Below are 26,218 nucleotides of genomic sequence, written 5' to 3' on the forward strand. Positions count from 1 at the left end.
CCCCCCCCCCCCCCCCAAAGATCGGCCTGAACGGCCTCGTCCTCAAACGCCGGACGGGCTCTGGGGGTCAGTCCTCGCCCCGTTCCTTCTCCGCCAGGTGGATCACGCATACCGCCACCGCGATCAGCAGGGCCGGGTCCGCGTCGTCGCGTACGACGTCGACTCCGTAGGTCTCCCGGATGTGCAGCCAGCGGCGGGAGATCTGGGCCAGGAGTTCGCCGTCGTAGTCGACCGCGAACTCGCGGTCCAGGATCTTGCCGCTGACGTCCAGTTCGGTGCCGTCCACCAGTGATACCCGGTAGTGATTGCGGAGCAGGGACAGGCGTTTGCGTTTGATCGTCGCCAAACGGTCGCCGTCCCGTTCGATCACCATCGTGTCCCGCAGGGCCAGCATCTTCTTGTGGATGTCGATCAGGACCCTGCCCCGCGTGTCCTTCAGCTCGAAGGTGTCCCGCAGGCGCATCGCCTTGCCGTCGACCAGGTAGACCTTGTTGCCGTGCTGGTCCTCGATCCAGTAGTCGTCGCCGAAGCCCAGCAGCCGGTCGCGTACGAGGAATCTCATGTACTCACCGGTTCCCCGCCACCGCGTCCGAAACGCCGTCGGTACGCCGATGGGCTGAGTCCCGTCTCGTGGCGGAGCCGGGCGCGCAGGTTCGCCGCCGTGCCCAGGCCGCTGCGGGCCGCCACGACGTCCAGGCGTTCCTCGCCCCGTTCGATCAGGCGGCGGGCCAGGGTCACTCGTTCTCCCGTCAGCCAGGTCAGGGGTGTGGTGCCCAGCTGGGCGCGGAAGCGGCGGTGCAGGGTCGCCGGTGAGACCGCCGCCCTGGCCGCCAGGCCCGTCACCGTCAGGGGGTCGGCCAGGCGTTCCTGGGCCCAGGCCAGCAGCGGGCCGAGGGACTCGTCCGGGGTCGCGGGCACCGGGCGTTCCACGAACTGGCGTTGCCCGCCGTCCCGGTGGGCGGCGAACACCAGGCGCCGGGAGACCGCGTTGGCGACCTCGGCACCATGGTCCGTACGCCAGATGTGCAGCCCGAGGTCCAATGCGGCTGCGCTGCCGGCGGCCGTGAGGATGTCGCCGTCGTCCGTGAACAGGACGTCCGGTTCGAGGCGGACCCGCGGGTGCAGTTGCCTGAAGGTGTTCGCCCACAGCCAGTGTGTTGTCGCCCGGCGGCCGTCCAGCAGGCCCGCCTCCGCGAGCGCGAAACTGCCTGTGCACAGGCTCATGACGCGGGCCCCGCGCGCGTGGGTGCGGCGTACCGCGTCGAGTACGGCTCTGCCGCGCGGGACGACGTTGTCCGGGCGGCCCGGTACGACGAGGGTGTCCGCCTCGTCCGCCGCCTCCAGGCCCGGTACTCCGGTGAGGGTGAGGAAGCCGTGGTTCAGGCGGACCTCGGGGGTCGGCGCGCACACCGTCACCTCGTACAGCGGGCCCGGCAGGCCCAGTTCGGGGCGCGGGAGTCCGAACAGCTCGGTCGCGACGCCCACCTCGAAGGGGTTCGTGCCCTCGTCGACGATCACGGCGACGCGGTGCGGGTGCCGTCCGGCAGTGGACTGAGAGGATCCTTGCGGCATGTGCGATTTCTAGCACTCGTTCGGGGCACCGTCACGGCTCACGATGGGGGCATGACCTCCACCGAGCCCGTCTCGCTCCCCGTCTCCGTCCCAGTCGCCCTCGGCTCCTTCTCCGAGCTGTGGAGCCCCCGCATCCTCACCACCGTCAACGACTACGACGTACGCGTCGCGAAGGTCGAGGGCGAGCATGTCTGGCATGTGCACGAGGGCACGGACGAGTTCTTTCTCGTCCTGGACGGTGAACTGCACATCGCCCTGCGGGAGTCGGCCGGTGAGCGCACTGTCGTGCTGCCGAAGGGCTCGGCGTTCACGGTTCCCCGGGGCGTCGAGCACAGGCCGTACGCCCCGGTCCGTACCGAGATCCTGCTCCTCGAACCGTCCGGCACCCTGACCGTCGGCGATCGCCACGACGACGTGCCCGGTCATGTGGACGTAACGACGGGGCACGCCCTGGCCTGAGGACTCAGCCGTGGTGGCGGTCCTCGTCGATCACTGTCGTCGAGTTCGGCAGCAGGACCCGCCTGCGGCGGGCGACGCTGCGGAACGCCAGGGCGCCGATCACCCCGACGATCATCAGGATGACGCCGACCAGGTCGAGGTTGACCCCCTCCATCTCCCAGTCGGTCGCGAAGGTGAGGATGGCTCCTACGGCGATGAGGATGATGCAGCCGCCGAGGCTCATGAGTGTCGCCTCCCTGTCCGGTCCGGTCCTTCCGGAGATGCCGGTCGGGTTCGGGTGCCCCGGCCTCGGACAGGTATGCGCGACCGCGGGGACGCCCCTGCGTCAACTCCCCTTCGCTGCCTACCCCTCCAGGAACGCCACCAGCGCGTTCGCCAGCAGATGCGGGTCGTCCGCGCCGCACAGTTCGCGTGCGCTGTGCATCGACAGGATCGCCACCCCGATGTCGACCGTCTTGATGCCGTGCCTCGCCGCCGTGATCGGGCCGATCGTCGTGCCGCAGGGCATGGAGTTGTTGGAGACGAAGTTCTGGAAGGGGACGCCGGCCTTGTCGCAGGCCGCGACCCAGACCGCGCGGCCCGAACCGTCCGTGGCGTAGCGGTTGTTGACGTTCACCTTGAGGATCGGGCCGCCGTTGACGCGCGGGTGGTGCGTCGGGTCGTGGCGCTCCGCGTAGTTGGGGTGGACGGCGTGGCCGGTGTCGGAGGACAGGCAGACGGTGCCGGCGAACGCCCGCGCCTTGTCCTCGTACGAGCCGCCCCGCGCGAACACCGAACGCTCCAGCACGCTGCCGAGCAGCGGCCCGTCCGCGCCCGTGTCGCTCTGCGAGCCGTTCTCCTCGTGGTCGAAGGCCGCGAGGACCGGGATGTACGGGACCTCCCGGCCGCTCGTCGCGACGGCGGCCAGGGCCGCCGTCGCCGCGTGCACGGACAGGAGGTTGTCCATGCGCGGGCCGGCCACCAGCTCGCGGTCGCGGCCCAGGTAGGCGGGTGCCTCGACGGAGTGGGTCATCAGGTCCCAGCCGGTGACCTCGCCCGGCGCGAGTCCGGACTCCTCTTCGAGGAAGGCGATCAGGTCGCCCTCGCGGACGTCGTCCGACATACCCCAAATAGGCTGCAGATGGCGCTGCTTGTCGAGCTTCAGGCCGTCCGTGTTCACGGCCCGGTCGAGGTGGATGGCGAGCTGGGGGACTCGCAGGAGGGGGCGGTCGATGTTCACCAGGCGGTTGGTGCCGTCCCGGAGGGTGAGACGGCCGGCCAGACCGAGGTCGCGGTCGAGCCAGGAGTTGAGCAGCGGTCCGCCGTAGATCTCCACGGCGACCTGGCGCCAGCCGTGGCCGCCGAGGTCGGGCACCGGCTTGACCCGCAGGTTCGGGGAGTCGGTGTGGGCACCGACGATCCGGAACGGCGTGTGGGGCGCGGCTCCTTCGGGGACGTACCAGGCCACGATCGCGCCGCCGCGCAGCACGTACTTGCCGCCGCTCCCGGACGCGGAGCCCGCCGAGCCTTCCGCGTCCCAGGCGTCCGTCTCGACGACCTGGCGGAAGCCGGCCTTCTCCAGCCGCTCGGCGGTGTTCGCCACGGCGTGGTACGGCGACGGACTCGCCGCCAGGAAGGACATCAGGTCGTCGGTGTGGCCGCGGTCGAAGCGGTGGGGTGCGCTCATGGGGTTCACCTTAACGACGTAATAGCGCCCGCTCCCTGGGATGGTGAGCGGGCTCTCGTAACGGGGCTGTGAAGGCCGGACAACTGGTCGGTCAGTCAGTTTTCGGACACCTGGTGGACCGTGGGGGTGTGTCCCGTTTCAGCAGTACGGCGGCCCGCCCCGGAGTGCGAATCCGGGTGCGGGCCGCCGTACTTGGCCTGCCGCGGGCGTACGCGCATACGTACGTGCGTACGGAGAAGGATGTGGCTAGAAGGCGGCCTCGTCCAGCTCCATCACGTCGAGGTCGACGCCCGCCGCGAGCTTGCGGGCGCCGGTGACGCCCGGCAGGACGGTGGCCGCGAAGAACTTCGCCGCCGCGATCTTGCCCTGGTAGAAGGGGACGTCCTTCGCGGACGCCGTCGGGAGCTTCTCGGCGGCCACGGCGGCGCCCTTGAGGAGGAGGTAGCCGACGACGACGTCGCCCGAGGCCATCAGCAGGCGGGTGGTGTTGAGGCCCACCTTGTAGATGTTCCTGACGTCCTGCTCGGTCGCCGCGAGGTCCGTCAGCATCAGGCCGACGATCGCCTCCAGCTCGACGGCCGCCTTGGCGAGCTGCTCGCGGGCCGCCGCCAGCTCCTCGCCGCCGGTGCCCGGGGCGAGGAACTTCTTGATGTCCTCGGCGAGGGAGTTGAGGGCAGCGCCCTGGTTGCGGACGATCTTCCGGAAGAAGAAGTCCTGGCCCTGGATCGCGGTCGTGCCCTCGTACAGGGTGTCGATCTTGGCGTCGCGGATGTACTGCTCGATCGGGTACTCCTGGAGGAACCCGGAGCCGCCGAAGGTCTGCAGCGACTGGGCGAGCTGCTCGTAGCCCTTCTCGGAGCCGTAGCCCTTCACGATCGGGAGGAGCAGGTCGTTCAGGGCCTCCAGGGCGGCGGTGTCCTCGCCGGCCGCCTCCTTGACCTGGATGTCGTCCTGCACGGAGGCCGTGTAGAGGACGAGGGCGCGCATGCCCTCGGCGTACGCCTTCTGCGTGAGCAGCGAGCGGCGGACGTCCGGGTGGTGCGTGATGGTGACCTTGGGCGCCGACTTGTCCAGGAAGTTGGCGAGGTCCGGACCCTGGACGCGCTCCTTGGCGTACTCCAGGGCGTTGAGGTAGCCGGTCGAGAGGGTGGAGATCGCCTTCGTGCCGACCATCATGCGGGCGAACTCGATGATCCGGAACATCTGCCGGATGCCGTCGTGCTTGTCACCGATCAGCCAGCCCTTGGCCGGGTGCCGGTCGCCGAAGGTCATCTCGCAGGTGTTGGACGCCTTGAGGCCCATCTTGTGCTCGACGTTCGTCGCGTACACGCCGTTGCGCTCGCCCAGCTCGCCGGTCTCGAAGTCGAAGAGGAACTTCGGTACGAGGAAGAGGGACAGGCCCTTGGTGCCGGGGCCGTGGCCCTCGGGGCGGGCCAGCACGTAGTGAAGGATGTTCTCCTCCATGTCGTGCTCACCGGAGGTGATGAACCGCTTCACGCCCTCGATGTGCCAGGAGCCGTCCTCCTGCTGGACCGCCTTGGTGCGCCCGGCGCCCACGTCCGAGCCGGCGTCCGGCTCGGTGAGGACCATCGTGGAGCCCCAGGTCTTGTCGACCGCGATCTGGGCGATCTTCTTCTGTACGTCGTTGCCCTCTTCGTAGAGGATGCCGGCGAACGCCGGGCCCGAGGAGTACATCCACACGGCCGGGTTCGCGCCGAGCAGCAGTTCCGCGTACGACCAGATCAGGGAGCGGGGAGCGGTCGTACCGCCGATCTCCTCGGGCAGGCCCAGGCGCCAGTACTCCGAGTCCATGAAGGCCTTGTAGCTCTTCTTGAAGGACGCCGGTACGGGCGCCGTGTTCGTCTCTGGGTCGAAGACCGGCGGGGTGCGGTCGGCGTCCGTGAAGGACTCGGCCAGCTCGTTCTCCGCGAGGCGCGTCAGCTCCTCCAGGATGCTCTTGGCGGTGTCCGTGTCCATCTCCGTGAACGGACCCGTCCCGTACAGCTTGTCGCGCCCGAGGACCTCGAAGAGGTTGAACTCGATGTCGCGGAGATTCGACTTGTAGTGCCCCATGGCGACTGCTCCGTAGAGAGATCGGCGAGGCACTGACTCCTCGCGCCTAATTCGCGTACCAACTAGTAGCTTCTTCCCTCCGATGATGCTACCCGCCGGTAATAAGGCGCAACCCCAGTCGGCCGTTTGTGACGCGATACGCGCGAATCGATCTACGTATGGTCTAGACCGGGACGGTGAGGGTGGCCGTGTAGCCCTTGTCCACGCTGCCTTCCGTGGTCGCCAGCTGCTGGTCGTAGCCGTCGCTGAAGATGTTGTCGGTCTCCAGCGAGAGCTGGCTGAGGTTCTCCACGCTCCTGCTGTAGCCGTCCGTCGCGTACACCGTGTCGCAGACGTCCTTCGGGAACGCCAGCTGCGAGGTGTTCGTTATCGACGTGGCCGCGGTCGCGTCCTCGATGCTGCCGTAGACCTCGAAGTGGATGTGCGGCCAGCGGCCGGTGTAGCAGGCCGGGAAGATGCTGGTGAAGGTGACCTGGCCCTTGTCGTCCGTCTCCTGGACGCCCCGGAGGTAGTTCTCGTCGGTGACGCCCTCGGAGTAGAGGGAGTAGTTGCCCTCGCGGTCGCAGTGCCACAGGTAGACGGCCGCTCCCACCTTGGGGGTCGAGCAGCCGGAGGCCGCGTCGACGACGGTGAGCGTGATGGTGAGCGGCACGCCCTCGGCCTTGCCGCCCGCCGAGTTCCCGAAGCTGGACGTGATGTCGCTGCGGACGACGCCGCTCTCCTTGAGGACGTTCACGCCGTTCGAACCGTCGCCCGGGTAGGGGCCGGCGGTCTCGTTCGGGATGGTCGCGCACTCGGCGGAGGAGGCGGACGAGGAACCCGTCCCGCTGCTGGAGGAGGCGGTGTCGGTGGCTGCCGAGGAGGTGGAGTCGTCGGCGCTGCAGCCCACCAGCGGCACGAGGCTCGCGCCCGCCAGCAGGCGGATCATCTTGCGGCGGGCGAGGACGGGGAGGTCGTAGGAGAGGCCTCTGTCGTGCTCGTGGTCGTCGTGGTGCCCGTGTCCGCTCATGGCCGTTCTCCCTTGTGTCCGGCGCCCGCGGGTGATTGCCGGGACTTTGCCGCTGCCTGATGGTTTCTTTGTCGAAACCGACGGTATGAGCGCCCACTGTGCGAAACCAGGGTCGCACCTGTGGACTCCCCATGGGGCTGCCCGGCCCCGCCGTGCTCTCGGTACTCTTGCGGTCATGTACGGCTACGAGAACGCTGGCGCGCAGCAGCAGTACGCCCAGCCGCAGCAGCAGATGCCGGGCGGGTACGGCCAGCAGCCGCCGCTGTACCCCGAGCCGTCCCCGCCGTCCCTCGCGGACGCGGTGCGCGCCTTCACGACGGGCTCGATGTCGGCCGAGGACTTCCAGCAGGTCTTCGCCACGTCGAAGGTGTACTGCCCGCGCGGCGACAACCCCGGGTTCCTGGCGCTGCACAACACCCAGCAGCCGGTGATCCCGATGTTCACCTCGCTGAAGGAGCTGCGCCGCTACGCCGGCAAGGAGTCCAAGTACTTCGTGATCACCGGCGCCGAGGTCATCGACCTGCTGCCCACCGGCTACGGCTTCGTCGTGGACATGGAGGGCGAGCACCGGATGGTGTTCGACGCGAAGGCGGTCGAGCAGATGGTCGAGTTCGCGATGCGCAGGATGTACGGCTGACGGTCCTCCCGTGAGCTGACGGACTTCCCGCGTGAGGGAAGTGTGGGGGAAATCCACTCCACGTTTGTCACAGGCATGCCATAGGGTTTCTTCTGGCAGCCGCGCCCCGTCCGCCACCGCGCTTTCGCGGTCGCGTCCGGGTGTCGCGCGGCGCTCTCGACTCCCGGGCGATCCCGGGTTCCTTGTGGGGGGTTCTTTCCTGTGCGCATGCGCAGCACGTCTACCGCGACGGCACTCGCCGTCCTCTTCAGCTCGGTGGCGCTGACCGCCGTCACCACCGCTCCCGCCTCGGCCGCCGTCGCCACCGTGCAGTCGCCCGGCGGGATCGTCGCGGACGCGGTCCTCAAGCGGGTCTTCGTCGGCGACAGCACCAACGGCCGGATCCTCGCGACGAACTACGCGGGCACCCTCGTCGACTCGGTCGGCGGTCTCGGCTCGGTCGCCGACCTGGCGCTCTCCGAGGACGGCCGCACCCTGTACGCGTCCCTGCCGACGCGGCACCAGATCGCGGCCCTCGACCCGGTCACCCTGGACGTCAGGACCCGGTACGCGATCCCCACCGACACCGGCCCGCGCTATCTCGCCTTCACCGGCGGCAAGCTCTGGTTCAGCTACGGCGACCAGTGGGACGGCGACCTGGGCTCGGTGGACCCGAACTGGACCGCTCCGGAGCCCGACCCGGACCCGACCCCGACGTCCGTCCCGACGTCCGAGCCCCCGACCGTGGAGCCGACGGCCCCGCCGTCCGAGCCGCCGACCTCGCCGGCCCCGGACCCGTCCGACGACCCGTCGACCGACCCGTCCACCGATCCGTCCGACGACCCCTCCGCTGAGCCGAGCCCCGACCCCGAGCCGTCGCCCGAGACCTCCGCGGACTCCCCCGCCGACTCGCCTGCAGACTCCGACTCCTCCGCCGGGACCTCCACCGCCGCGCTGGCGGCCGAGGCGAAGGCCGGTGACAGCCCGGTCGCGATGGAGCAGTTCCCGAAGGTGAGCATCGGGATGTGGGGCCAGGCGCTGCTCGACACGAGCCCGTCGGCGCCCGGTCTGCTGGCCGTCGGCGAGACGGGCCTGTCCACCTCCGCGATGGCCGTCGTCGACGTCTCCGGAGAGACGCCCGAGCTGACCGCCTGGCACAACGGCGACTACACGCTCAACAACGGCCTCGGCGACATCGACCTCGTCCCCGGAGCCGCACAGGTACTGGCCAACGGCACGGACCGGGACGCCTACGCGAACGGCGCCTTCACCAAGGCGGGTGCCTACCCGGTCGGCCAGCACGCCGACATCGCCCCGAACGGCCTGGTCGCCCAGGTCAACGGCACCAAGGTGGCCGTATACCGGCCGAACGCCACGAGGCCGCTGCGTACGTTCACGAACGGCGCGTACGGCATCGGCGACCTGGCCTGGGCCCCGGACTCCTCCCGGATCTTCGCCGTGGTCGGCACCGGCACCGGTTACGCCCTCAAGGTGCTGACCGACCCGACGAAGAACGTCCCGACCCTGACGGTGAACGCCCCGGCGAACGCCACCCGCGCCAAGAAGCTCACCGTCTCCGGCAAGCTGTCGGCGACGGTCGCGCTGCCGGCGGGGGTCAGGCTCAGCGTCACCCGGACCGACCTGGAGACCCCGAACGGCCGGGCGCTGCCCTCGGTCACCGTGAAGCCGGACGGCACGTACTCCTTCACGAACACCCCGCCGGTCGGCGGCACGGTCACCTACAAGGTGTCGTACGCGGGCGACGCCACGCACACCCCGGTGTCCGCCTCCGACAAGGTCGCGGTGTCCCGGACGGCGACCGCGCTGACCCTGAACAACAACAAGAAGCTGTACAACTACGGCACCGACGTCAAGTTCACCGCGCACCTGGGCGGGACGTACAAGAACCGCACGGTCGAGATCTGGGTCGACCCGCACGGCAACGACAAGCCGAAGCGGCTGGTCAAGACCGGCAAGGTCAACGCGGCCGGGAACCTCTCCGCGGTCGTGGACATGACCCGCGACACGAACATCACCGCGGTGTTCAAGGGCGACGCCCGCTTCGCGCCGAAGACGGTCAAGGTCACGGCGTACGCGAAGGTGCGGATCTCCATGGCCGTGTCGCACCACTACAAGACGGCCAAGATCGGCTCGACCACGTACTACTGGTTCCACAAGAACACCGACCCGGTGCTGACGACCTCGATGCCCTACTACCCGGGCCGCCAGCAGCGCTTCGACCTCCAGGTGTTCTTCGAGGGCACGTGGTACTCCACCGACTCCGAGTACTTCGGGATCGCCACGAACGGCAAGTCCGCGGTGCAGCTCATCGCGCCGGGTGAGTCGGGCATCCGGGCGCGGGTGCGGTCGGCGTACATCGACGGCGCGTCCGGCGACAACGTCAACTCGACGACGTACGGATCGTGGAAGTACCTGTACTTCAGCAACTGACGGACGCGCGGTCGGTTGAGGAGGCCCGGAGGGAATGTCCTCCGGGCTTTCGCCGTTAGAGGTAGCAGAAAGTTCAACGATCAACTAAACTGGCCGCACAAGGAGGTCCCGACATGCCTGCAGTGACCGTCGAGAACCCGCTGACCCTGCCCCGTGTGGCCGCTCCGGCCGACGCCGTCCCGCGTCCCGTGATCGGTGTGACGACCGCGCCGAGCGGTTTCGAGGGCGAGGGCTTCCCGGTGCGCCGGGCGTTCGCCGGGATCAACTACCGGCACCTCGACCCGTTCATCATGATGGACCAGATGGGCGAGGTGGAGTACGCGCCGGGTGAGCCCAAGGGCACGCCCTGGCACCCCCACCGCGGCTTCGAGACCGTCACCTACATCATCGACGGCGTCTTCGACCACCAGGACAGCCAGGGTGGCGGCGGCACCATCACCAACGGCGACACCCAGTGGATGACGGCCGGCTCGGGCCTCCTGCACATCGAGGCGCCGCCGGAGTCGCTGGTCATGTCCGGCGGCCTCTTCCACGGCATCCAGCTGTGGGTGAACCTCCCGGCCAAGGACAAGATGATGGCCCCCCGCTACCAGGACATCCGCGGCGGCCAGGTCCAGCTCCTCACGTCCCACGACGGCGGCGCGCTGCTGCGCGTCATCGCCGGCGAGCTGGACGGCCACGAGGGTCCGGGCATCACCCACACCCCGATCAGCCTGGTCCACGCGACGCTGGCGCCGGGCGCGGAGGTCACGCTCCCCTGGCGCGAGGACTTCAACGGCCTGGCGTACGTCCTCGCAGGGCAGGGCAGTGTCGGCCCGGACCGGCGCCCGATCCACAAGGGCCAGACGGCGGTCTTCGGCGCGGGTTCGTCCCTGACGGTCCGCGCGGACGAGCAGCAGGACGGCAACAGCCCGGCCCTGGAGGTCGTCCTCCTCGGCGGCGAGCCGATTCGCGAGCCGATGGCTCACTACGGCCCGTTCGTGATGAACACACGGGCGGAGCTTGAGCAGGCGTTCGAGGACTTCCAGAAGGGCCGGCTGGGAACTGTGCCGGCGGTGCATGGAATGTCCGAGGGTGGCCTGTAGGCCGTAGGAAAGTTCAGTACTGTACGAACGGGCCCGAAGCCGCAACTTTGGTTTGCGACTTCGGGCCCGTCTGTCTTCGGCGCTACTGGACTACGGCAGCACGTAGAACGGAGCGTCGTCCGGAGTGCGGCCGGCCTCGCGTACGCATCCCTGCTCGGACAGCAGCTCCAGGCTGTGGCGGACGCGCTCCGTGGAGATCCCGGTGTGCACGGAGATCTCCTCCACGCTGTAGTTGACGCCGCCGTGCAGCAGGGCCGGGGCGAGGTGGGCGGCGACCGTGTGGACGTCCTCGGTGACGACGAGGTTCCTGGACTTCCAGTTGGACAGGAGCTGCTGGGGTGTCAGCTCCGGTGCCTGGACGGGGCGGACGAGGTCGCCGGTGCGGCGGAGGGTCTGGGTGAGGTCCCTCAGCAGGTCGACGATCACGTTCTGCTTGGTGTCGATCTGACGCAGGGTTTCGTCCTGGCGGTCGACGCGCTCTTCGAGACGGACGAGGGCGTCGGCGAGTTGCTCGGGGACCGCGTAGGCGGTGACGGTGGTCGGGGTGGGTTGCAGGGTGGCGGGTTCGAGGGAGTAGGAGCCGTCGCGCTGGATGGTGGCGATGACTTCGGTGACCCAGGACTTGAAGGGCTGGGACGCGGGCTTGGTGCAGCCGTTGACCAAGCGGATCAGACCCTGGAGATCGATGAGGTTCATGTCTCGGCGCCACTCCCGACCTGCGGGAATGCTGAGACTGTGACTTCCAGTCACAGTCTCAAGAAACTCTCGATGCTCTTCGGGGACATGGTCGAGCAATGCCTTTCGGGTGGTTGTGTACCCCAGCTCCTTGCAGACGTCCGCCGCCGGGAACCAGTGCGTCCCGTCCGGCAGGGTCAGCCTCCGTACCCGCGCCCCCGTGGCCGCGTACACGAAGTCGTTGATGTCGATCGCGTCTTTGCGCGTGTTGTTCTGCTCGTTGATCGAGCATCACCTCCGCGTCGGAAGCTAGCTACGCGGAGGTTCAACTCGCCCACAGAGCAGGGATGTTCATCCTTTAGTGGGGCTTCTTTTCATACAACTCGAACCAGATGCTCTTCCCCTCCCCCCGAGGGTCCACCCCCCACGCGTCCGCCAGCATTTCGATCAGCATCAACCCCCGCCCCGACGACGCCAGTTCGCCCGGGCGGCGTTTGTGCGGGAGGTCGTCGCTGACGTCGGTCACCTCTACGTGGATGCGGCGTTCGCCGGGGGTGCCGGTCACCTCGGCGACTATCAGGGCGTCGGCGTCCGTGTGGACCAGGACGTTGGTGGCCGTTTCGGAGAGGAGGAGGACCGCCGAGTCGATCTGGTCGGGGCTCGGCCAGTCGTGGAGTTGTTCGCGGAGTTGCTGGCGGGCCGCGGCGACGCGTTCCGGCTCCGCCTGGGCGATCGTCAGCATCGTGCGGCGGACCGTGGGGCGGGGGGACAAGGGTGTTGTGCCGTCCGAGACGCATTCCTGCGGGCGGCTCAGGAGCAGGAGGGCTATGTCGTCCTCGCGGCGGTCCGCCAGTGGGCCCGTCGTGTGGTGGGAGGACGGGCCGTGTACCGCCTGGACCAGGGCGTCGGCCAGGGACTCCAGGTTGGTGCCCTTGTCGCCCGGTTCCTCCTTGTGGTCCTCCAGTGTGCGGCGGATGCGCTGCCAGCCCGTCTCCAGGTCGTGGCCGCCCGTCTCGATCAGGCCGTCCGTGCACAGGAGCATCGTCTCGCCGGGTTCCAGGGCGAGCAGGGTGGTGGGGTAGTCGGCGTCCGGGTCGATGCCCAGGGGCAGGCCGCCCGCCGTCGGGCGGGCCAGTACCGTGCCGTCCGCCATCCTGATCGCCGGGTCCGGGTGGCCCGCGCGGGCGATCTCCAGGACGCCGGTCGTGGGGTCGACCTCGACGTACAGGCAGGTCGCGAAGCGCAGGTCGCCGCCGCCCGCGCTGGTCGCGGAGTGGGTGATGCCGTGCAGGAAGCGGGCCGCGCGGGAGAGGACCGCGTCGGGGCGGTGGCCCTCGGAGGCGTAGGCGCGCAGCGCTATCCGGAGCTGGCCCATCAGGCCGGCGGCGCGTACGTCGTGGCCCTGGACGTCGCCGATGACCAGGGCGAACCGTCCGCCGCCGGGCAGCGGGATCATGTCGTACCAGTCGCCGCCGACCTGGAGGCCGCCGCCGGTCGGTATGTAGCGGGCGGCGACGTCCATGCCGGGTATCTCGGGGCCGAGGGTCGGCAGCATGGAGCGTTGCAGGCCGTCTGTGAGTTCCCGTTCCGATTCCGCCACTCCCGCCCTCGACAGGGCTTGGGCCAGCATGCGGGCTACCGTCGTCAGGACCGAGCGTTCATCGGGGGTGAAGCTCACCGGGTACGCGAAGCCCGCCATCCAGGCGCCCATCGTGCGGCCCGCGACCGTCAGCGGCAGGAACGCCCACGACTGGCGGTCGAACACCTGGGCAAGCGGCCAGGCGGTGGGATAGCGGGACTTGTACGCCTCGGGTGAGGAGAGGTACACGGCCCGGCCGGTGCGGACCACCTCGGCGGCCGGGTAGTCCGTCTCCAGGGGCATGTAGGAGAAGGGGCGCTCGTCGCCCGGGCGCTGGCCGTGGTGGCCGATCACGGTCAGGCGGTCCGCCTGCACGCCGAAGACCGCCAGGCCGTCCGGGGAGAAGCCCGGCATCGACAGGCCGGCCGCGACCCGCAGCACCTCCTCCGTGGAGCGCGCCTCGGCCAGCGCCCGGCCCGCGTCCAGCAGGAACGCCTCGCGGGAGCGCCGCCAGTCACCGGTGACGGGGGTGCGCGCGGCGGCACCCGGCGGGGGTTCGGTGACCTCCTGGAGGGTGCCGATCACGTCGTACGCCTTGCGGTCGGCCGCGAAGTCCGGCTTCGACCTGCTGCGGACCGTACGGATCACCCGGCCCTGTTCGTCCATCACCCGGGCCCGGGTCTCGGCGATCGTGCCCTCGGTGACGGCGAGCTGCATGACCCCGACGATCTCGTTCCAGTCGACCGGGTGGAGCCGGGCCCTGGCCGCGGCCTCCGTGAGGGTGGTCGGTTCGGCGGGCAGCCCGAGCAGACGGGCCGCCTCGGCGTCGAGCGTGACCAGGTTCGTTGCCGTGTCCCAATGCCACATGCCGGTTGCGAGGGCGACCAGGACGTCCCCCACGGCGGGCAGGGGCTCACCAGTGCGCATTGACCTACTTTATGGAGAGGTGATCGCAGCGTGCCACCCAAGCTGTACGGGCCAAGCGGTGCGGGGCCCGCGCCGAGGCCGCGCAGGGGGCGCCCGGGAACAATTGCGGGGAAGCGGGATCGGGGTGGCCGGTACCCTGGGGGCTGTGCTTTCGAGGTGCCCTGGCTTCGAGGTTCCGTTGTTTCACGTGAAACACCGGCCCCGAACCCTGACCCTCGATCCCTGATCCCCATCCCCGATCCGCGAAGGCTGGATGAACGACGATGCATCGGTACAGGTCCCACACCTGCGGCGAGCTACGCGCCTCTGACGTCGGCAGTGACGTCCGGCTGAGCGGCTGGCTGCACAATCGGCGCGACCTGGGCGGCATCCTCTTCATCGATCTCCGCGATCACTACGGCATCACCCAGCTCGTCGCCCGCCCCGGCACGCCCGCCTACGAGGCCCTCGACAAGGTCTCCAAGGAGTCGACGGTACGGATCGACGGCAAGGTCGTCTCGCGCGGCGCGGAGAACATCAACTCCGAGCTGCCCACCGGTGAGGTCGAGGTCGAGGTCGGCGAGGTCGAGCTGCTCGGCGCCGCCCAGCCGCTGCCGTTCACGATCAACACCGAGGACGGGGTCAACGAGGAGCGGCGCCTGGAGTACCGCTTCCTGGACCTGCGCCGCGAGCGCATGCACCGCAACATCATGCTGCGTACGGCCGTCATCTCCGCGATCCGTCACAAGATGACCGCGCTCGGCTTCAACGAGATGGCCACGCCGATCCTCACGGCGACCTCCCCCGAAGGCGCCCGCGACTTCGTCGTGCCGTCGCGCCTCAACCCGGGCCGGTTCTACGCGCTGCCCCAGGCCCCGCAGCAGTTCAAGCAGCTGCTGATGATCTCCGGGTTCGACCGCTACTTCCAGATCGCGCCCTGTTTCCGGGACGAGGACGCCCGCGCGGACCGTTCGCCGGGCGAGTTCTACCAGCTCGACGTCGAGATGAGCTTCGTCGAGCAGGAGGACGTCTTCCAGCCGATCGAGCGGCTGATGACCGAGCTGTTCACAGAGTTCGGCAACGGCCGTGAGGTCACCTCCCCCTTCCCGCGCATCCCGTTCCGCGAGTCGATGCTGAAGTACGGCTCCGACAAGCCGGACCTGCGTGCCCGGCTTGAGCTGGTCGACATCACCGATGTCTTCGAGGGCTCGGAGTTCAAGGCCTTCGCCGGCAAGCACGTACGCGCCCTGCCGGTGCCGGACGTGTCCGCGCAGCCCCGGAAGTTCTTCGACCAGCTCGGCGACTTCGCCGTCACGCTGGGCGCGAAGGGTCTGGCCTGGGTGCGGGTCACCGAGGACGGTTCGCTGTCCGGCCCGATCGCGAAGTTCCTCACCGAGGAGAACGTCGCCGAGCTGACCAAGCGCCTGTCGCTGTCGGCCGGTCATGCCGTGTTCTTCGGCGCGGGCGAGTTCGACGAGGTCTCGAAGATCATGGGCGCGGTGCGCGTCGAGGCCGCCAAGCGTGCCGGGCACTTCGAGGAGAACGTCTTCCGCTTCTGCTGGATCGTCGACTTCCCGATGTTCGAGAAGGACGAGGAGACCGGGAAGATCGACTTCTCGCACAACCCCTTCTCGATGCCGCAGGGTGGCATGGAGGCCCTGGAGACCCAGGACCCGTTGGACATCCTGGCCTGGCAGTACGACATCGTCTGCAACGGCATCGAGCTGTCCTCCGGCGCGATCCGCAACCACGAGCCCGACATCATGCTGAAGGCGTTCGGCCTCGCGGGCTACGACGAGGAGACCGTCGAGCGCGAGTTCGCCGGCATGCTCCGCGCGTTCCGCTTCGGCGCCCCTCCGCACGGCGGGATCGCCCCCGGCGTCGACCGTATCGTCATGCTGCTGGCGGACGAGCCGAACATCCGGGAGACGATCGCGTTCCCGCTCAACGGCAACGCCCAGGACCTGATGATGGGCGCTCCGACGGAGCTGGAGGAAGCGCGGCTGAGGGAGCTGCACATTTCGGTGCGGAAGCCGCAGCCGAAGTAAAGCGGCGGTTTTCTTTGCGGGATGGCTCGGAATCGGCGGCGATTCCGAGCCATTCTCATATGGCGCTCAGGAAACACGGGAAATCACAGCTCTTTGACAGGTCTCGTTCATAATCTCCGGGGCCATGACTGACACCCCCCAGCAAGAATTGCGGGAATTGACGCGCCGAAGAGTCGTCGTCGCCGGTGGCGCGACGGCCGTGACGGCCACGGCGGTGGCGGCCCTCGGTACCGGGCTCGCCTCCGCGCAGGGAACGCCCGCGGCGAAGGGCGCGCACGGCTCCGGCGTCCCGTCCGGTACCCCCTCCGGCACGCCCGAGCCCTGCTACGTACTCACCACGGAGACCACCGAGGGTCCGTACTACATCGACGCCGACAAGCTCCGGCAGGACGTCACCGAGGACGAGGAGGGCATCCCGCTCACCCTCCGCCTCAAGGTCATCGACGCCGAGACCTGCCGCCCGGTGCGGAACGCGGCCGTCGACATCTGGCACTGCTCGGCCCTCGGTATCTACTCCGGCTACGAGGCCATGGGCAACGGCGGCGGTGGCGGCGGCACCCCGCCCACCGACGCGCCCACCGACCTGCCCACGGGCCCGCCTCCGACGGACGGCCCCGGCGGTGGCGGCCCCGGCCATCAGGAGCCGACCGACGACGAGCGCTATCTGCGCGGCACCTGGAAGACGGACCGGCACGGGTTCGTCACCTTCCGGACGGTGTTCCCGGGCTGGTACCGGGGCCGCTGCGTCCACATCCACGTCAAGGTGCACGTGGACGGCACCTGGACCGACGCCGGCTACGAGGGCGGGCACACCTGCCACACCGGCCAGCTGTTCTTCGACGAGGAGTCGGTGCTGCTCTCGGCGGCGGTGGAGCCGTACTCGACGAACACGGCGACCCGGACGACCCTCGACGAGGACACGATCTACCCGGACAACGGCGCCGAGGGCGGGCTGCTGCGGCTGCGCTACAAGAAGCGGGACATCGGGCGCGGAGTGCGTGCCGAACTGACGATGGGTGTGGCGCCGGAAGAGACGAACGACAGCGCGGAGTGAATTAATTAGGCAAGCCTTGCCTAATTAATTCAAGCGGAGATCGAGGCCGAGGCCGAGGTCGGGGGCGGGAAATAGACCGCTATTTCTCGCCCCTTTCCGGGATTCCTGGCCGATTCATGGAACGGCAAAGGAAAGCACAGTGCATTCCCATGGTCCTGACAGGCGTCTTACCTAGGTTCCGAGCCATGACAGAGAACCAAGGGCCGAAGCACAAACGGGATCTGACGCGTCGCAAGGTCGTCGTCACCGGCGCCGGCGCGGTCGCCGCGGTGGGCGTCGCGGGCGGGCTCGCGGCGGGCGCGTTCGCGGGCGAGACGGGCAAGGCGGGCGGCAAGAACCCCACCCCCAAGGCCTCCGGCAGCAGCTCGGAGGTCTGCTACACGCTCACCTCCGAGACCACGGAGGGGCCGTACTACATCGACGCGGACAAGCTCCGCCAGGACATCACCGAGGACAAGGAAGGCATCCCGCTGACCCTGAGCCTGCGGGTGATCGACAACGAGACCTGCAAGCCGATCGTCAACGCGGCCGTCGACATCTGGCACTGCGACGCGCTGGGCCTGTACTCCGGCTACGAGAGCCTCTCCAGCGGCGGCGGCAGCGCCCCGACCGACGCCCCCTCGGGCACCCCGACCGGCGAGCCGCCGACCGACGCGCCGTCCGGCGCCCCCTCCGGCGGCACGGGCGGTGGCGGCGTCCACGAGGAGCCCACCGACGACAAGCGCTATCTGCGCGGCACCTGGAAGACGGACCGGCAGGGCCGGGTCACCTTCAAGACGATCTTCCCGGGCTGGTACCGGGGCCGCTGCGTCCACATCCACACCAAGGTGCACGTGGACGGCACCTGGACCGACGCCGGCTACGAGGGCGGCACCACCTGCCACACCGGCCAGTTCTTCTTCGACGAGGAGTCGGTGCTCGCCTCCGCCGAGGTCGAGCCGTACTCGACGTCGACGACCGAGCGCACGACGCTCACCGAGGACACGATCTACGACCAGAGCGGCACCGCGGGTGGTCTGCTGAAGCTGAAGTACAACAAGGCGAACATCGCCAAGGGCGTCATCGGCTCGATCACGATGGGCGTCGACCCCGAGGCGACCAACACGGGCACGGGCGACGCGGTGGAGCCGTCCGCGTCCGCCTCCGAGTCGGCGACGGACACGGCTTCGCCCTCCGCCTCCGCGAGCTGACGGACGTACGGCCGACGTAGGGCCGACGTAGGGCCGACATGCGGCCCGCGAACGGCGAAGGCCCGGAACCCTCCCCCCGGTTCCGGGCCTTCGCCGTTTGCTCACACATGTCGTTCACATATATGTGCACTGCTCAGCCCATTGACCCGGAAGGGTCGCCTCCGTAGTCTCCTCCGATGCCCGTGTACGTGATTGCTGTTCACGTATATGCACAGAAGGAGACAACGATGTCAGACACTGTGGTACCCGACGCCGAGAGTCGGGCCGTCGGCAAGTTCCTGCGTCGGATGCTGCCGATCCTGGTCCTGATGCTGCTGGTCAACCAGATGGACCGGACGAACGTCGGCTTCGTCCAGGACGAGCTGCGGGCCGACGTCGGGGTGAGCGCCACCGCGTACGGGCTCGGCGCCGGGCTCTTCTTCATCGGGTACGCGCTGTTCGAGGTGCCGAGCAACATGCTCCTGGAGCGGTTCGGCGCCCGGGTCTGGCTCACCCGCATCATGATCACCTGGGGCCTGGTGATCGTGTCGATGTGCTTCATCCACGACGTCACGACCTTCTACGTGCTGCGCTTCCTCCTCGGGGTCGCCGAGGCGGGCTTCTTCCCCGGGGTGCTCCTCTACTTCACCCAGTGGCTGCCCGACTCCAGCCGGGGCCGGGCGAGCGCGATCTTCCTGGGCGGTTCGGCGACGGCGTACATCGTGACCGGCCCGATCACCGGGGCGCTCCTCGAACTGCACGGCACCGGCGGCTTCGCGGGCTGGCGCTGGATGTTCGCGCTGGAGGGCGTCTTCTCGATCCTCGTCGGCTTCGTCGCGGGCTTCTTCCTGGTCTCACGGATCGAGGACGCGCGCTGGCTGAGCGCCGAGGAGAAGACGGCGCTGAGCACGGCGGTCGCCCGGGACGAGGAGGCCCGCGCCCGCGCGCCGAAGGTGTCCCGCCTCAAGCTCATCCTGCACCCTCAAGTCGCCCTGCTGACCGGCGTGTTCTTCGCGATGGCGCTCACCGGGTACGCGATCACCTTCTGGCTGCCGAGCCTGGTCGACGACATCGGCGGGCTGTCGTCCTTCCAGGTCGGGCTGCTGACCGCCGTACCGTGGATCTGCGCGGTGATCGCGATGTACACGGTCAGCCACTTCACCGACAAGGCCCCTGACCGCCGCCCCTACCTGGCCGTCGCCCTGGTCCTGTCGGCGGTCGGCACCTTCCTCGCCACCCTGGGCTCCCCCTGGTTCGGCCTCGCCGCGCTCACCCTCGCGGCGGTCGGCGGCAAGTGCGCGGCCACCCTGTACTGGCCGATGGCCCAGTCGGGCCTCGACCTGAAGGTCGCCGCGCCGGGCCTCGCGGTGGTCAACTCCATAGGAAACCTGGGCGGTTTCGTCTCCCCCTTCCTCTTCGGCTACCTCCAGGACACCACCGGCAGCACGAACGGCGGCCTGTACACGCTCTCGGCGGCCTCGCTGGTCGCGGTGTTCGGGGTGTTCGCCATCAGGAACACCCGCGGGGGTACGAAGACGGCGGTGGCCGCGCCGAGCACGACCACCGCCGCTTCCTGAGAGAGGGACGTGAGCCTCAGGAGCGAGACCCGACCGTCAGGAGAGGGCCTTGTACGCCCCCCAGCCGCTCCCGATCTTCGCCCGCGCCCCGAACGACCCCTTGCCGTCGCCGCTCTGGCGGTACAGGTTGCCGGCCGTGTCGCGGGCGACGAGGTCGGCCCGGCCGTCGCTGTTGAGGTCACCGACACCGACGACCGCGTTGTACGAGGCTCCCCAGGCCCCGAACAGCTTCGTACGGGCGGTGAAGGTGCCCCGGCCCGTGCCGTCGAACCGGTACAGGTTGTTCGCCTTGTCCTGGGCGAGGAGGTCGCCGATGCCGTCGCCGTTGAGATCGCCCGCGCCGACGATCTTCTTGTACGCCCGCCAGTCCGCGTACAGCCTGACCGGCGCGGCGAGCTTGCCCGCGCTGGTGCCCTTGTAGAGGTAGACGGTCCCGTTGGACGCCTTGCGGGCGATCAGGTCGGGGCGGCCGTCGCCGGAGATGTCGCCGGGGGAGGTGAGGATGTCGTGCTGGGTCCAGCCGGAGGTGGCGAGGGTGGTGTACGCCGTCGTCGGTGTGACCGGGTAGCCGCAGCGTGGCTTGTACAGGCGCAGGGCCCCGTTGGCCATGCGCACTAGTACGTCGTTGCAGCGGTCGCCGCTCAGGTCGCCGAAGGGGACCGCCCTGACGGAGGTGGACCAGCCGGTGCCGGTGTTCTCGCCGTTGTCGCGGCTGATCCCGCCCTTGCCGTTGCCGTCGTGGAAGGCCAGGGCGCCGGAGCCGCTGAGGGTGAGCAGGTCGCCGAGGCCGTCCGGGCCTTCCAGGTCCGTGAAGTCGTGGCGCACGGCCGAACCGCGCTCGGTGTAGCCCGTGCCGGTGGCCACCGTGACCGGGGCGGAGGTGCCGAGGCCGGTCGCCCTCAGCGTCCAGGTGTGGTCGCCGTTGGGGAAGTAACTCCCGTTCGCCGTACGCCCGTTCCAGCTCGCCGCGAGCCAGGCACGGGTCGCGCCGCCGGTGAACGTGCGGGTGACCCGGCCGGTCGCGGTGCTCTGCTCCGAGGTGAAGGTGAGGGACCAGGAGGTGACCGGGCGGGAGAGCAGCCAGGAGCCCCGCCAGGGGTAGGCCGTCGAGGTGGGCACATCCACGAGGGAACTGTCGATCTCGCTGACGAACGCGGTCGGGCTGGACGGGGCGACGCCGGTGGTGGCGACGTGCGTCTGCTCGTACGCGTCGAACCAGGCGACCAGGCCCGTGTACTCGTCCACCGTCCAGCGGTAGCGCCGGTCCACGGCCAGGCCGGTGTCCGGGATGTGGGCGGCGAGGACGCGGGTGGTGCCGGTGGGCGTCTCGGTGAGGACCAGTTCGTCGGTGGTGTGGTCGTGGCGGACGGTGAATCCGTCGCCGAGCAGCACATCGCCGGGCCTGACGGCGGTCGACTTGCGGGACTGCGTGTCGTACACGCCCGCCGAGGCGGTACCGCAGGCCCAGTACACCCAGCGGCCCGCCGCCTGCAGTTCGCTCGGCACGCAGCCGAGGCCCGGGACGGTGACCGTGGCGAGGGTCTTGTTGGTGGTGAGGCTGTACGAGGTGAGCTGACCGGAGGTGCCGGTGGCGCTCCACAGGGTGGAGCCGTTGAGGGCGGCTGCGCGGATCGTGCGCTTCAGCTTCTGGCCCTGGACGAACTCGCCGACGTACTGCGCGGGTGCGGTGCCGCCGGAGTTGTAGACGACGTAGTTGTCGGAGACGTCGACGACGGCGCCGCCCCCGGTGCCGAACGCCAGCACACTGTTGCCCCATTCCTCGTTGATGGACGTCAGGCGTTCCTTGCCGCCGCTGGTCCGCTGGAGGAAGACGTCCTCGGGCTCCGCTGCCTGGTTGCCCCACAGGACCGAGCAGACGGTGCCCGCGTACGGGCAGATGGGGTTGACCGTCTGTCCCGTCTTGGCGGCGGACGCGGTCAGCGTGGTGGCGTTGTCCGTGGTGAGGGTGCGCACGGACGTCGCGTCGTCGCCCGAGGTGTTCTCCGCGACGCGCAGGTGGCCCCGGCTGAGGGCGACCCCGCTCTTGGGGTTCTCGTACGGGGCGACCTTGTACAGCTTCGTCAACTTCGGGGCGCCGTCCGGGCCTTCGGTGATCCGGTGGATCCACCAGTCGGCGGCGCCGGTCCCGCCGGTGACCAGGGCGGAGCCGTCGGGGACGGCCAGCGGGTTGCCGTAGGTGTCGTTCAGCAGGGTGCGGGTGGAGCCGTCGGTCAGGGAGACGGCGGTGCTGCCGCCCTTCGGGTCCGTCAGCACGAGCCAGTTCCCGACGAGGACGGGAAGGGGCGCGTACATGTCCTCGTCGGTCTCCCCGTCACCGCCGGGGTTCCCGGCGACCGGGACCGTCTCCTCGGCACCGAGGTCGGCGCGGGGCTTCAGATGCAGGCCGGAGGCGGGCGTGTACCAGCCGACGCGGTCCTCGGTGAGTACGACCTCCGGGAAGGGGGCCGCGCCGGTGAAGGCCACGGTGAACTCGGCGGTGGCGAAGTCGAGATAACCGATGGTGGACGTGTGGACACCGTCTGTCGCGCTGGTGGTGTAGGCGAGCAGCGCGCCGTTTCGGTCACCGGTCGTGTCGGGCGCGTAGCCCTTGTACCCGTCGGTCGGGAAGCCGGTCACCGTACGGTCGCGCTGCTCGCCGTCGACGAAGTCGGTCAGCTCCAGCCAGGAGCCCTCCACGACGGAGCCGTCGTCCAGGACGCGCTCCTCGTCGCCCGTGACGACCGTCGACCCGTAGGTGCCGAGGTAGTCGCCCGGCAGGTAGACGGTCTGCGGCGGGCTGCCGTCGGGGCTCCACAGCACGGTGTCCTCGTCGCGCTCGCGGGGCTGCAGCGCCACGGTGTCCCCGCCCTGCGCGAAGAAGCCCGAAGGGCACGCCTCGTCGATGTCGTCGCAACCGGAGCGGTCGTTCGGCTCGAAGACCCCGCTCGGTCCCTGGACGGTGACGGTCGTGCCGTCCGCGTAGTCCGTCCACAGCAGCCCCGCGACGTCGGTCTGCCGGTGCAGGAAACCGGTCTCGCCCGCCGCGAGCAGACGCTCGGTGCGGGGGAACGTCCAGAGGGGATCGTCCAGGACGATCTCGGTGGTCGCGGCTGCTGCGGCTGCTGTGGCTGTCGTGGCGGCCTGTGCCGCGCCGCCGCCGTCGGGCGTCGCGGCGAAAAGGGTGATGGTGCCGGCTGCTACGGCGACGGCGAAAGCGGAGACGAGCGCGGTCGGCCCGCCCCGTCTCGGGGCGTGTCTGCCCACGTGAAGTTCCCTCCCCCGGAGGGCTCCCCAGCCCTCGCACAAGTGAGCGGACTTTACCAGGGCTTGGGGCGGGCCGTGATCTTGCGTACCCCTGTCAGCGCTTTTTCCCGCTTCGCTTACTTGGCGACGAACTGCGTGAGTATCGCCTGCACCTCGTAGATGTCGACGCCCTTGGTGAACGTCTTCTGGACCGGGGTCGGCGAACCGGAGATCCAGATCTTCAGCTCGGCGTCGAGGTCGAAGGTGCCCGCAGTCTCCACTGCGAAGTGGGTGATGCTGCGGTACGGCACCGAGTGGTACTCCACCTTCTTGCCGGTGATGCCCTGCTTGTCGACGAGCAGGAGCCGCCGGTCGGTGAAGAGGATGGTGTCGCGGATCAGCTGGTACGCGGCGTGCACCTGCTCGTTCTGGCCCAGCAGCCGGGCGTAGTCCTGCTGTGCGGTGGCCGGGTCGACGGTGTGCGCGTTGCCGAAGAGTGCCATGGCTGTGTCCCCCATCGGGCAGACGAGAATCTCTGCCCGTGTCTCGGTAATTGACTGCCTTCACATGATCTTGGGCCTGTATATCGGCCGAAACGCGGGCCTGCCTAGAGGAGCCGGAGATTCCGGACACCGGAGGTTCGCAGGCGGCGCACAGACTTCTCGTCGGGAGCGCACAGAGGCGGGGCGTCTCATAGGGATCACCGCACTCGCGCTCGCTGGAGGAAGCCATGGGAATCGTCGTTCCGCTCACGCTGCTGCTGATCGTCGGAGCGGCGGCCTCCGTCGTCCTGCTGCGCAGGCAGCAGGCCGTGGTCTCCGGGCTGGACGCCGAGGTCGAGGCCAACCGGTGGGTCGTGCGGCTCGGCGGGAGCCTGACCGGGCTGCGCCCCGGCGCCGACGACGCCGCCGCGCGGGCGCTGGCCGAGGCGACCGGCCGGCATCACGCCGCCCGGGGGCAGCTGGCCGCCGCCCGCACGCCCGCCGAGTACGCGCTCGCGCGGCAGACCGCGCTGGAGGGGCTCCAGTACGTCAGCGCCGCGCGCACCGCGCTCGGGCTGGAGTCCGGTCCGCCGGGTGTGGAGAGCGACGCCGACGGCAGAACCGCCCGCCGGCTCAAGGGAGTCGACGGGCGGTTCAAGGTCACTGCGTGACAGCCGTGGCTACGGCTACAGCTACAGCTACAGCTACAGCTACGGCTACGGCTGCTCGGGGGCGCCGCCGAATCGCTCCTTGTACGTCTCCAGGTCGTCGTCCGTCAGCTTCGCGAAGAGGACCGGCGGGACGGTGAAGGCGGTGCCGGCCGGGACGGTCGACAGGGACTTCGCCTCCTCGGGCGTGAACCACGTCCGGGTGTCGTCCTGGAGCGCGAACGCCGCGCGCATCGTCGCCGACGTCGACGGGATGAAGGGCTCCGAGACCACCGAGTAGAGGTGGATGAGGTTCATCGCCGTACGGAGGGTCAGGGCGGCGGCGTCCTGGTCGGTCTTGATCTCCAGCCAGGGGGCCTTCTCCTCCAGGTAGGAGTTGCCCGCCGACCAGAGGGCGCGCAGGGCGGCTGCCGCCTTGCGGAACTGCAGCGCCTCCAGCTGGTTCTCGTACTCCGCGAGCAGCTCGGCGATCTGCTCACCGAGCCGCGCCTCCGCGTCACCGGCCGCCGCGCCCGCCGGGACCTCGTCGCCGAAGCGCTTCTTCGAGAAGGACAGGACGCGGTTGACGAAGTTGCCGAGGGTGTCGGCGAGGTCCTTGTTCACCGTGGCGGTGAAGTGCTCCCAGGTGAAGGAGGAGTCGTCGGACTCGGGGGCGTTGGCGATGAGGAAGTAGCGCCAGTAGTCCGCCGGGAGGATGGACAGGGCCTGGTCGGTGAAGACGCCGCGCTTCTGGGAGGTGGAGAACTTCCCGCCGTAGTACGTCAGCCAGTTGAAGGCCTTGACGACGTCGACCTTCTTCCACGGTTCGCGGACGCCGAGTTCGGTGGCCGGGAACATGACGGTGTGGAAGGGGACGTTGTCCTTGGCCATGAACTCCGTGTAGCGGACCGGGTTCTCGCCGCCGTCGGCCTCGTACCACCAGGACTTCCAGTCCCGGGTCTCCGGGTCTGTGTCTTGCGCGGCGTCCGCCCACTCCTTCGTCGCCCCGATGTACTCGATCGGGGCGTCGAACCACACGTAGAAGACCTTGCCCTCGGCCGCCAGCTCCGGCCAGGTGTCGGCCGGGACCGGGACGCCCCAGTCGAGGTCGCGGGTGATCGCGCGGTCGTGCAGGCCCTCGGTCAGCCACTTGCGGGCGATGGAGGAGGCGAGGTGCGGCCACTGGCCCTCGTGGGCGGTGACCCACTCCTCGACCTCGTGCTGGAGCTTCGACTGGAGGAGGAAGAGGTGCTTGGTCTCCCGGACCTCCAGATCGGTGGAGCCGGAGATGGCGGACCTGGGGTTGATCAGGTCGGTGGGGTCGAGGACCCGGGTGCAGTTCTCGCACTGGTCGCCGCGCGCCTTGTCGTAACCGCAGTGCGGGCAGGTGCCCTCCACGTAACGGTCCGGGAGGAACCGCCCGTCGGCCGGGCTGTACACCTGGCGGATGGCGCGCTCTTCGATGAACCCGTTCTCGTTGAGCCGACGGGCGAAGTGCTGGGTGATCTCGACGTTCTGGGGACTCGAACTCCGGCCGAAGTAGTCGAAGGCCAGCGCGAAACCGTCGTACACCGCCTTCTGCGCGTCGTGCGCCTGCGCACAGAAGTCCGCTACGGGGATGCCCCGCTCCTTCGCGGCCAGCTCGGCCGGGGTGCCGTGCTCGTCGGTGGCGCAGATGTAGAGGACGTCGTGACCACGCTGACGCAGATACCGGGAGTAGACGTCCGCCGGGAGCATGGACCCCACCATGTTGCCCAGGTGCTTGATCCCGTTGATGTACGGAAGGGCGCTGGTGATGAGGTGTCGTGCCATCGGGGGGCTGCTCCCAGGTCGATTTTCGTGCCGTTTGGCGAACCTTGGAATCGTAGCCGTGAGTGGACGGTCGCTGCGCCTGTATATACTTGAGG

The 26,218-nt window shown here is 69.3% G+C and carries 20 protein-coding genes; 9 read left to right on the plus strand and 11 right to left on the minus strand.

Annotation, left to right across the window (positions count from 1 at the left end):
- Positions 1–67: 67 nt before the first annotated feature.
- Together CW359_RS38060 and CW359_RS38065 are read right to left on the minus strand one after the other, a co-directional pair.
- Positions 68–562: an LURP-one-related/scramblase family protein gene (locus CW359_RS38060; RefSeq protein WP_105974795.1), complete on the minus strand. Its 495-nt coding sequence runs from the start codon at positions 560–562 to the stop codon at positions 68–70.
- A complete protein-coding gene (locus CW359_RS38065; protein WP_105974796.1) occupies positions 559–1,572 on the minus strand; it encodes a helix-turn-helix domain-containing protein in 1,014 nt (337 codons plus the stop codon). Before CW359_RS38065 ends, CW359_RS38060 begins: the two co-directional genes overlap by 4 nt.
- Before the next feature lie 51 nt (positions 1,573–1,623).
- Between CW359_RS38065 and CW359_RS38070 the strand changes: the two genes are divergently transcribed.
- Positions 1,624–2,031 carry a cupin domain-containing protein gene (locus CW359_RS38070; protein WP_105974797.1) on the plus strand — a complete coding sequence of 136 codons (408 nt, stop codon included), beginning with the start codon at positions 1,624–1,626 and terminating at the stop codon, positions 2,029–2,031.
- A gap of 4 nt (positions 2,032–2,035) precedes the next feature.
- Here the strand turns inward: CW359_RS38070 and CW359_RS38075 are convergent, their stop codons facing one another.
- The 4 genes from CW359_RS38075 to CW359_RS38090 form a co-directional block, all read right to left on the minus strand.
- A complete protein-coding gene (locus CW359_RS38075; RefSeq protein ID WP_105974798.1) occupies positions 2,036–2,254 on the minus strand; it encodes a DUF6458 family protein in 219 nt (72 codons plus the stop codon).
- A 120-nt stretch (positions 2,255–2,374) separates the two neighbouring features.
- Positions 2,375–3,697 (minus strand): M18 family aminopeptidase, encoded by a 1,323-nt coding sequence (locus tag CW359_RS38080; protein WP_105974799.1) that lies wholly within the window; start codon positions 3,695–3,697, stop codon positions 2,375–2,377.
- Between the two features lie 246 nt (positions 3,698–3,943).
- Positions 3,944–5,770, minus strand: a complete 1,827-nt coding sequence (locus tag CW359_RS38085) for an acyl-CoA dehydrogenase (RefSeq protein ID WP_105974800.1) — start codon at positions 5,768–5,770, stop codon at positions 3,944–3,946.
- A 163-nt stretch (positions 5,771–5,933) separates the two neighbouring features.
- Positions 5,934–6,779, minus strand: a complete 846-nt coding sequence (locus tag CW359_RS38090; RefSeq protein ID WP_105974801.1) for an intradiol ring-cleavage dioxygenase — start codon at positions 6,777–6,779, stop codon at positions 5,934–5,936.
- 175 nt (positions 6,780–6,954) lie between these two features.
- On the opposite strand from CW359_RS38090, the gene CW359_RS38095 reads away from it, so the two are divergent.
- From CW359_RS38095 to CW359_RS38105, 3 genes are all read left to right on the plus strand, one after another.
- Positions 6,955–7,416: an SseB family protein gene (locus CW359_RS38095; protein ID WP_105974802.1), complete on the plus strand. Its 462-nt coding sequence runs from the start codon at positions 6,955–6,957 to the stop codon at positions 7,414–7,416.
- A gap of 207 nt (positions 7,417–7,623) precedes the next feature.
- Positions 7,624–9,846, plus strand: coding sequence for a YncE family protein (locus tag CW359_RS38100; RefSeq protein WP_232838786.1), 2,223 nt, complete (start codon positions 7,624–7,626; stop codon positions 9,844–9,846).
- A gap of 113 nt (positions 9,847–9,959) precedes the next feature.
- Positions 9,960–10,931, plus strand: a complete 972-nt coding sequence (locus CW359_RS38105) for a pirin family protein (protein WP_105974803.1) — start codon at positions 9,960–9,962, stop codon at positions 10,929–10,931.
- 90 nt (positions 10,932–11,021) lie between these two features.
- Here CW359_RS38105 and CW359_RS38110 read toward each other — a convergent pair whose 3' ends face one another.
- Both CW359_RS38110 and CW359_RS38115 read right to left on the minus strand, forming a co-directional pair.
- Positions 11,022–11,891, minus strand: coding sequence for a BRO-N domain-containing protein (locus CW359_RS38110; RefSeq protein WP_105974804.1), 870 nt, complete (start codon positions 11,889–11,891; stop codon positions 11,022–11,024).
- A gap of 73 nt (positions 11,892–11,964) precedes the next feature.
- Positions 11,965–14,112, minus strand: coding sequence for an ATP-binding SpoIIE family protein phosphatase (locus CW359_RS38115; RefSeq protein WP_105974805.1), 2,148 nt, complete (start codon positions 14,110–14,112; stop codon positions 11,965–11,967).
- Between the two features lie 263 nt (positions 14,113–14,375).
- Here CW359_RS38115 and aspS point away from each other — a divergent pair, with 263 nt between their 5' ends.
- The 4 genes from aspS to CW359_RS38135 all read left to right on the plus strand — a co-directional run bounded on the left by aspS (position 14,376) and on the right by CW359_RS38135 (position 19,939).
- Positions 14,376–16,139, plus strand: a complete 1,764-nt coding sequence (gene aspS / locus CW359_RS38120) for an aspartate--tRNA ligase (RefSeq protein WP_105974806.1) — start codon at positions 14,376–14,378, stop codon at positions 16,137–16,139.
- A 124-nt stretch (positions 16,140–16,263) separates the two neighbouring features.
- Positions 16,264–17,193, plus strand: coding sequence for an intradiol ring-cleavage dioxygenase (locus CW359_RS38125; protein ID WP_105974807.1), 930 nt, complete (start codon positions 16,264–16,266; stop codon positions 17,191–17,193).
- Between the two features lie 185 nt (positions 17,194–17,378).
- On the plus strand, positions 17,379–18,383 hold the full coding sequence (locus CW359_RS38130; protein WP_105974808.1) for an intradiol ring-cleavage dioxygenase: 1,005 nt from the start codon (positions 17,379–17,381) through the stop codon (positions 18,381–18,383).
- Positions 18,384–18,610: 227 nt separating this feature from the next.
- Complete coding sequence (locus tag CW359_RS38135) at positions 18,611–19,939, plus strand: MFS transporter (protein ID WP_105974809.1); 1,329 nt, start codon at positions 18,611–18,613, stop codon at positions 19,937–19,939.
- A gap of 36 nt (positions 19,940–19,975) precedes the next feature.
- On the opposite strand, the gene CW359_RS38140 is transcribed toward CW359_RS38135, so the two are convergent.
- Entirely contained in the window at positions 19,976–23,203 is a 3,228-nt protein-coding gene (locus tag CW359_RS38140) for an FG-GAP repeat domain-containing protein (protein ID WP_105974810.1), read from the minus strand.
- Positions 23,204–23,319: 116 nt separating this feature from the next.
- Positions 23,320–23,685 carry a PH domain-containing protein gene (locus tag CW359_RS38145; RefSeq protein WP_105974811.1) on the minus strand — a complete coding sequence of 122 codons (366 nt, stop codon included), beginning with the start codon at positions 23,683–23,685 and terminating at the stop codon, positions 23,320–23,322.
- A gap of 227 nt (positions 23,686–23,912) precedes the next feature.
- On the opposite strand from CW359_RS38145, the gene CW359_RS38150 reads away from it, so the two are divergent.
- The gene (locus tag CW359_RS38150; RefSeq protein ID WP_198655540.1) at positions 23,913–24,335 is read left to right on the plus strand and encodes a hypothetical protein; all 423 of its coding nucleotides are present in this window, start codon (positions 23,913–23,915) and stop codon (positions 24,333–24,335) included.
- A gap of 45 nt (positions 24,336–24,380) precedes the next feature.
- Here CW359_RS38150 and metG read toward each other — a convergent pair whose 3' ends face one another.
- Positions 24,381–26,123, minus strand: a complete 1,743-nt coding sequence (metG, locus tag CW359_RS38155) for a methionine--tRNA ligase (protein ID WP_105974812.1) — start codon at positions 26,121–26,123, stop codon at positions 24,381–24,383.
- Between the last annotated feature and the right edge of the window lie 95 nt (positions 26,124–26,218).

Origin of the sequence: Streptomyces geranii (assembly GCF_002954775.1) — a bacterium.
Classification (GTDB): domain Bacteria; phylum Actinomycetota; class Actinomycetes; order Streptomycetales; family Streptomycetaceae; genus Streptomyces; species Streptomyces geranii.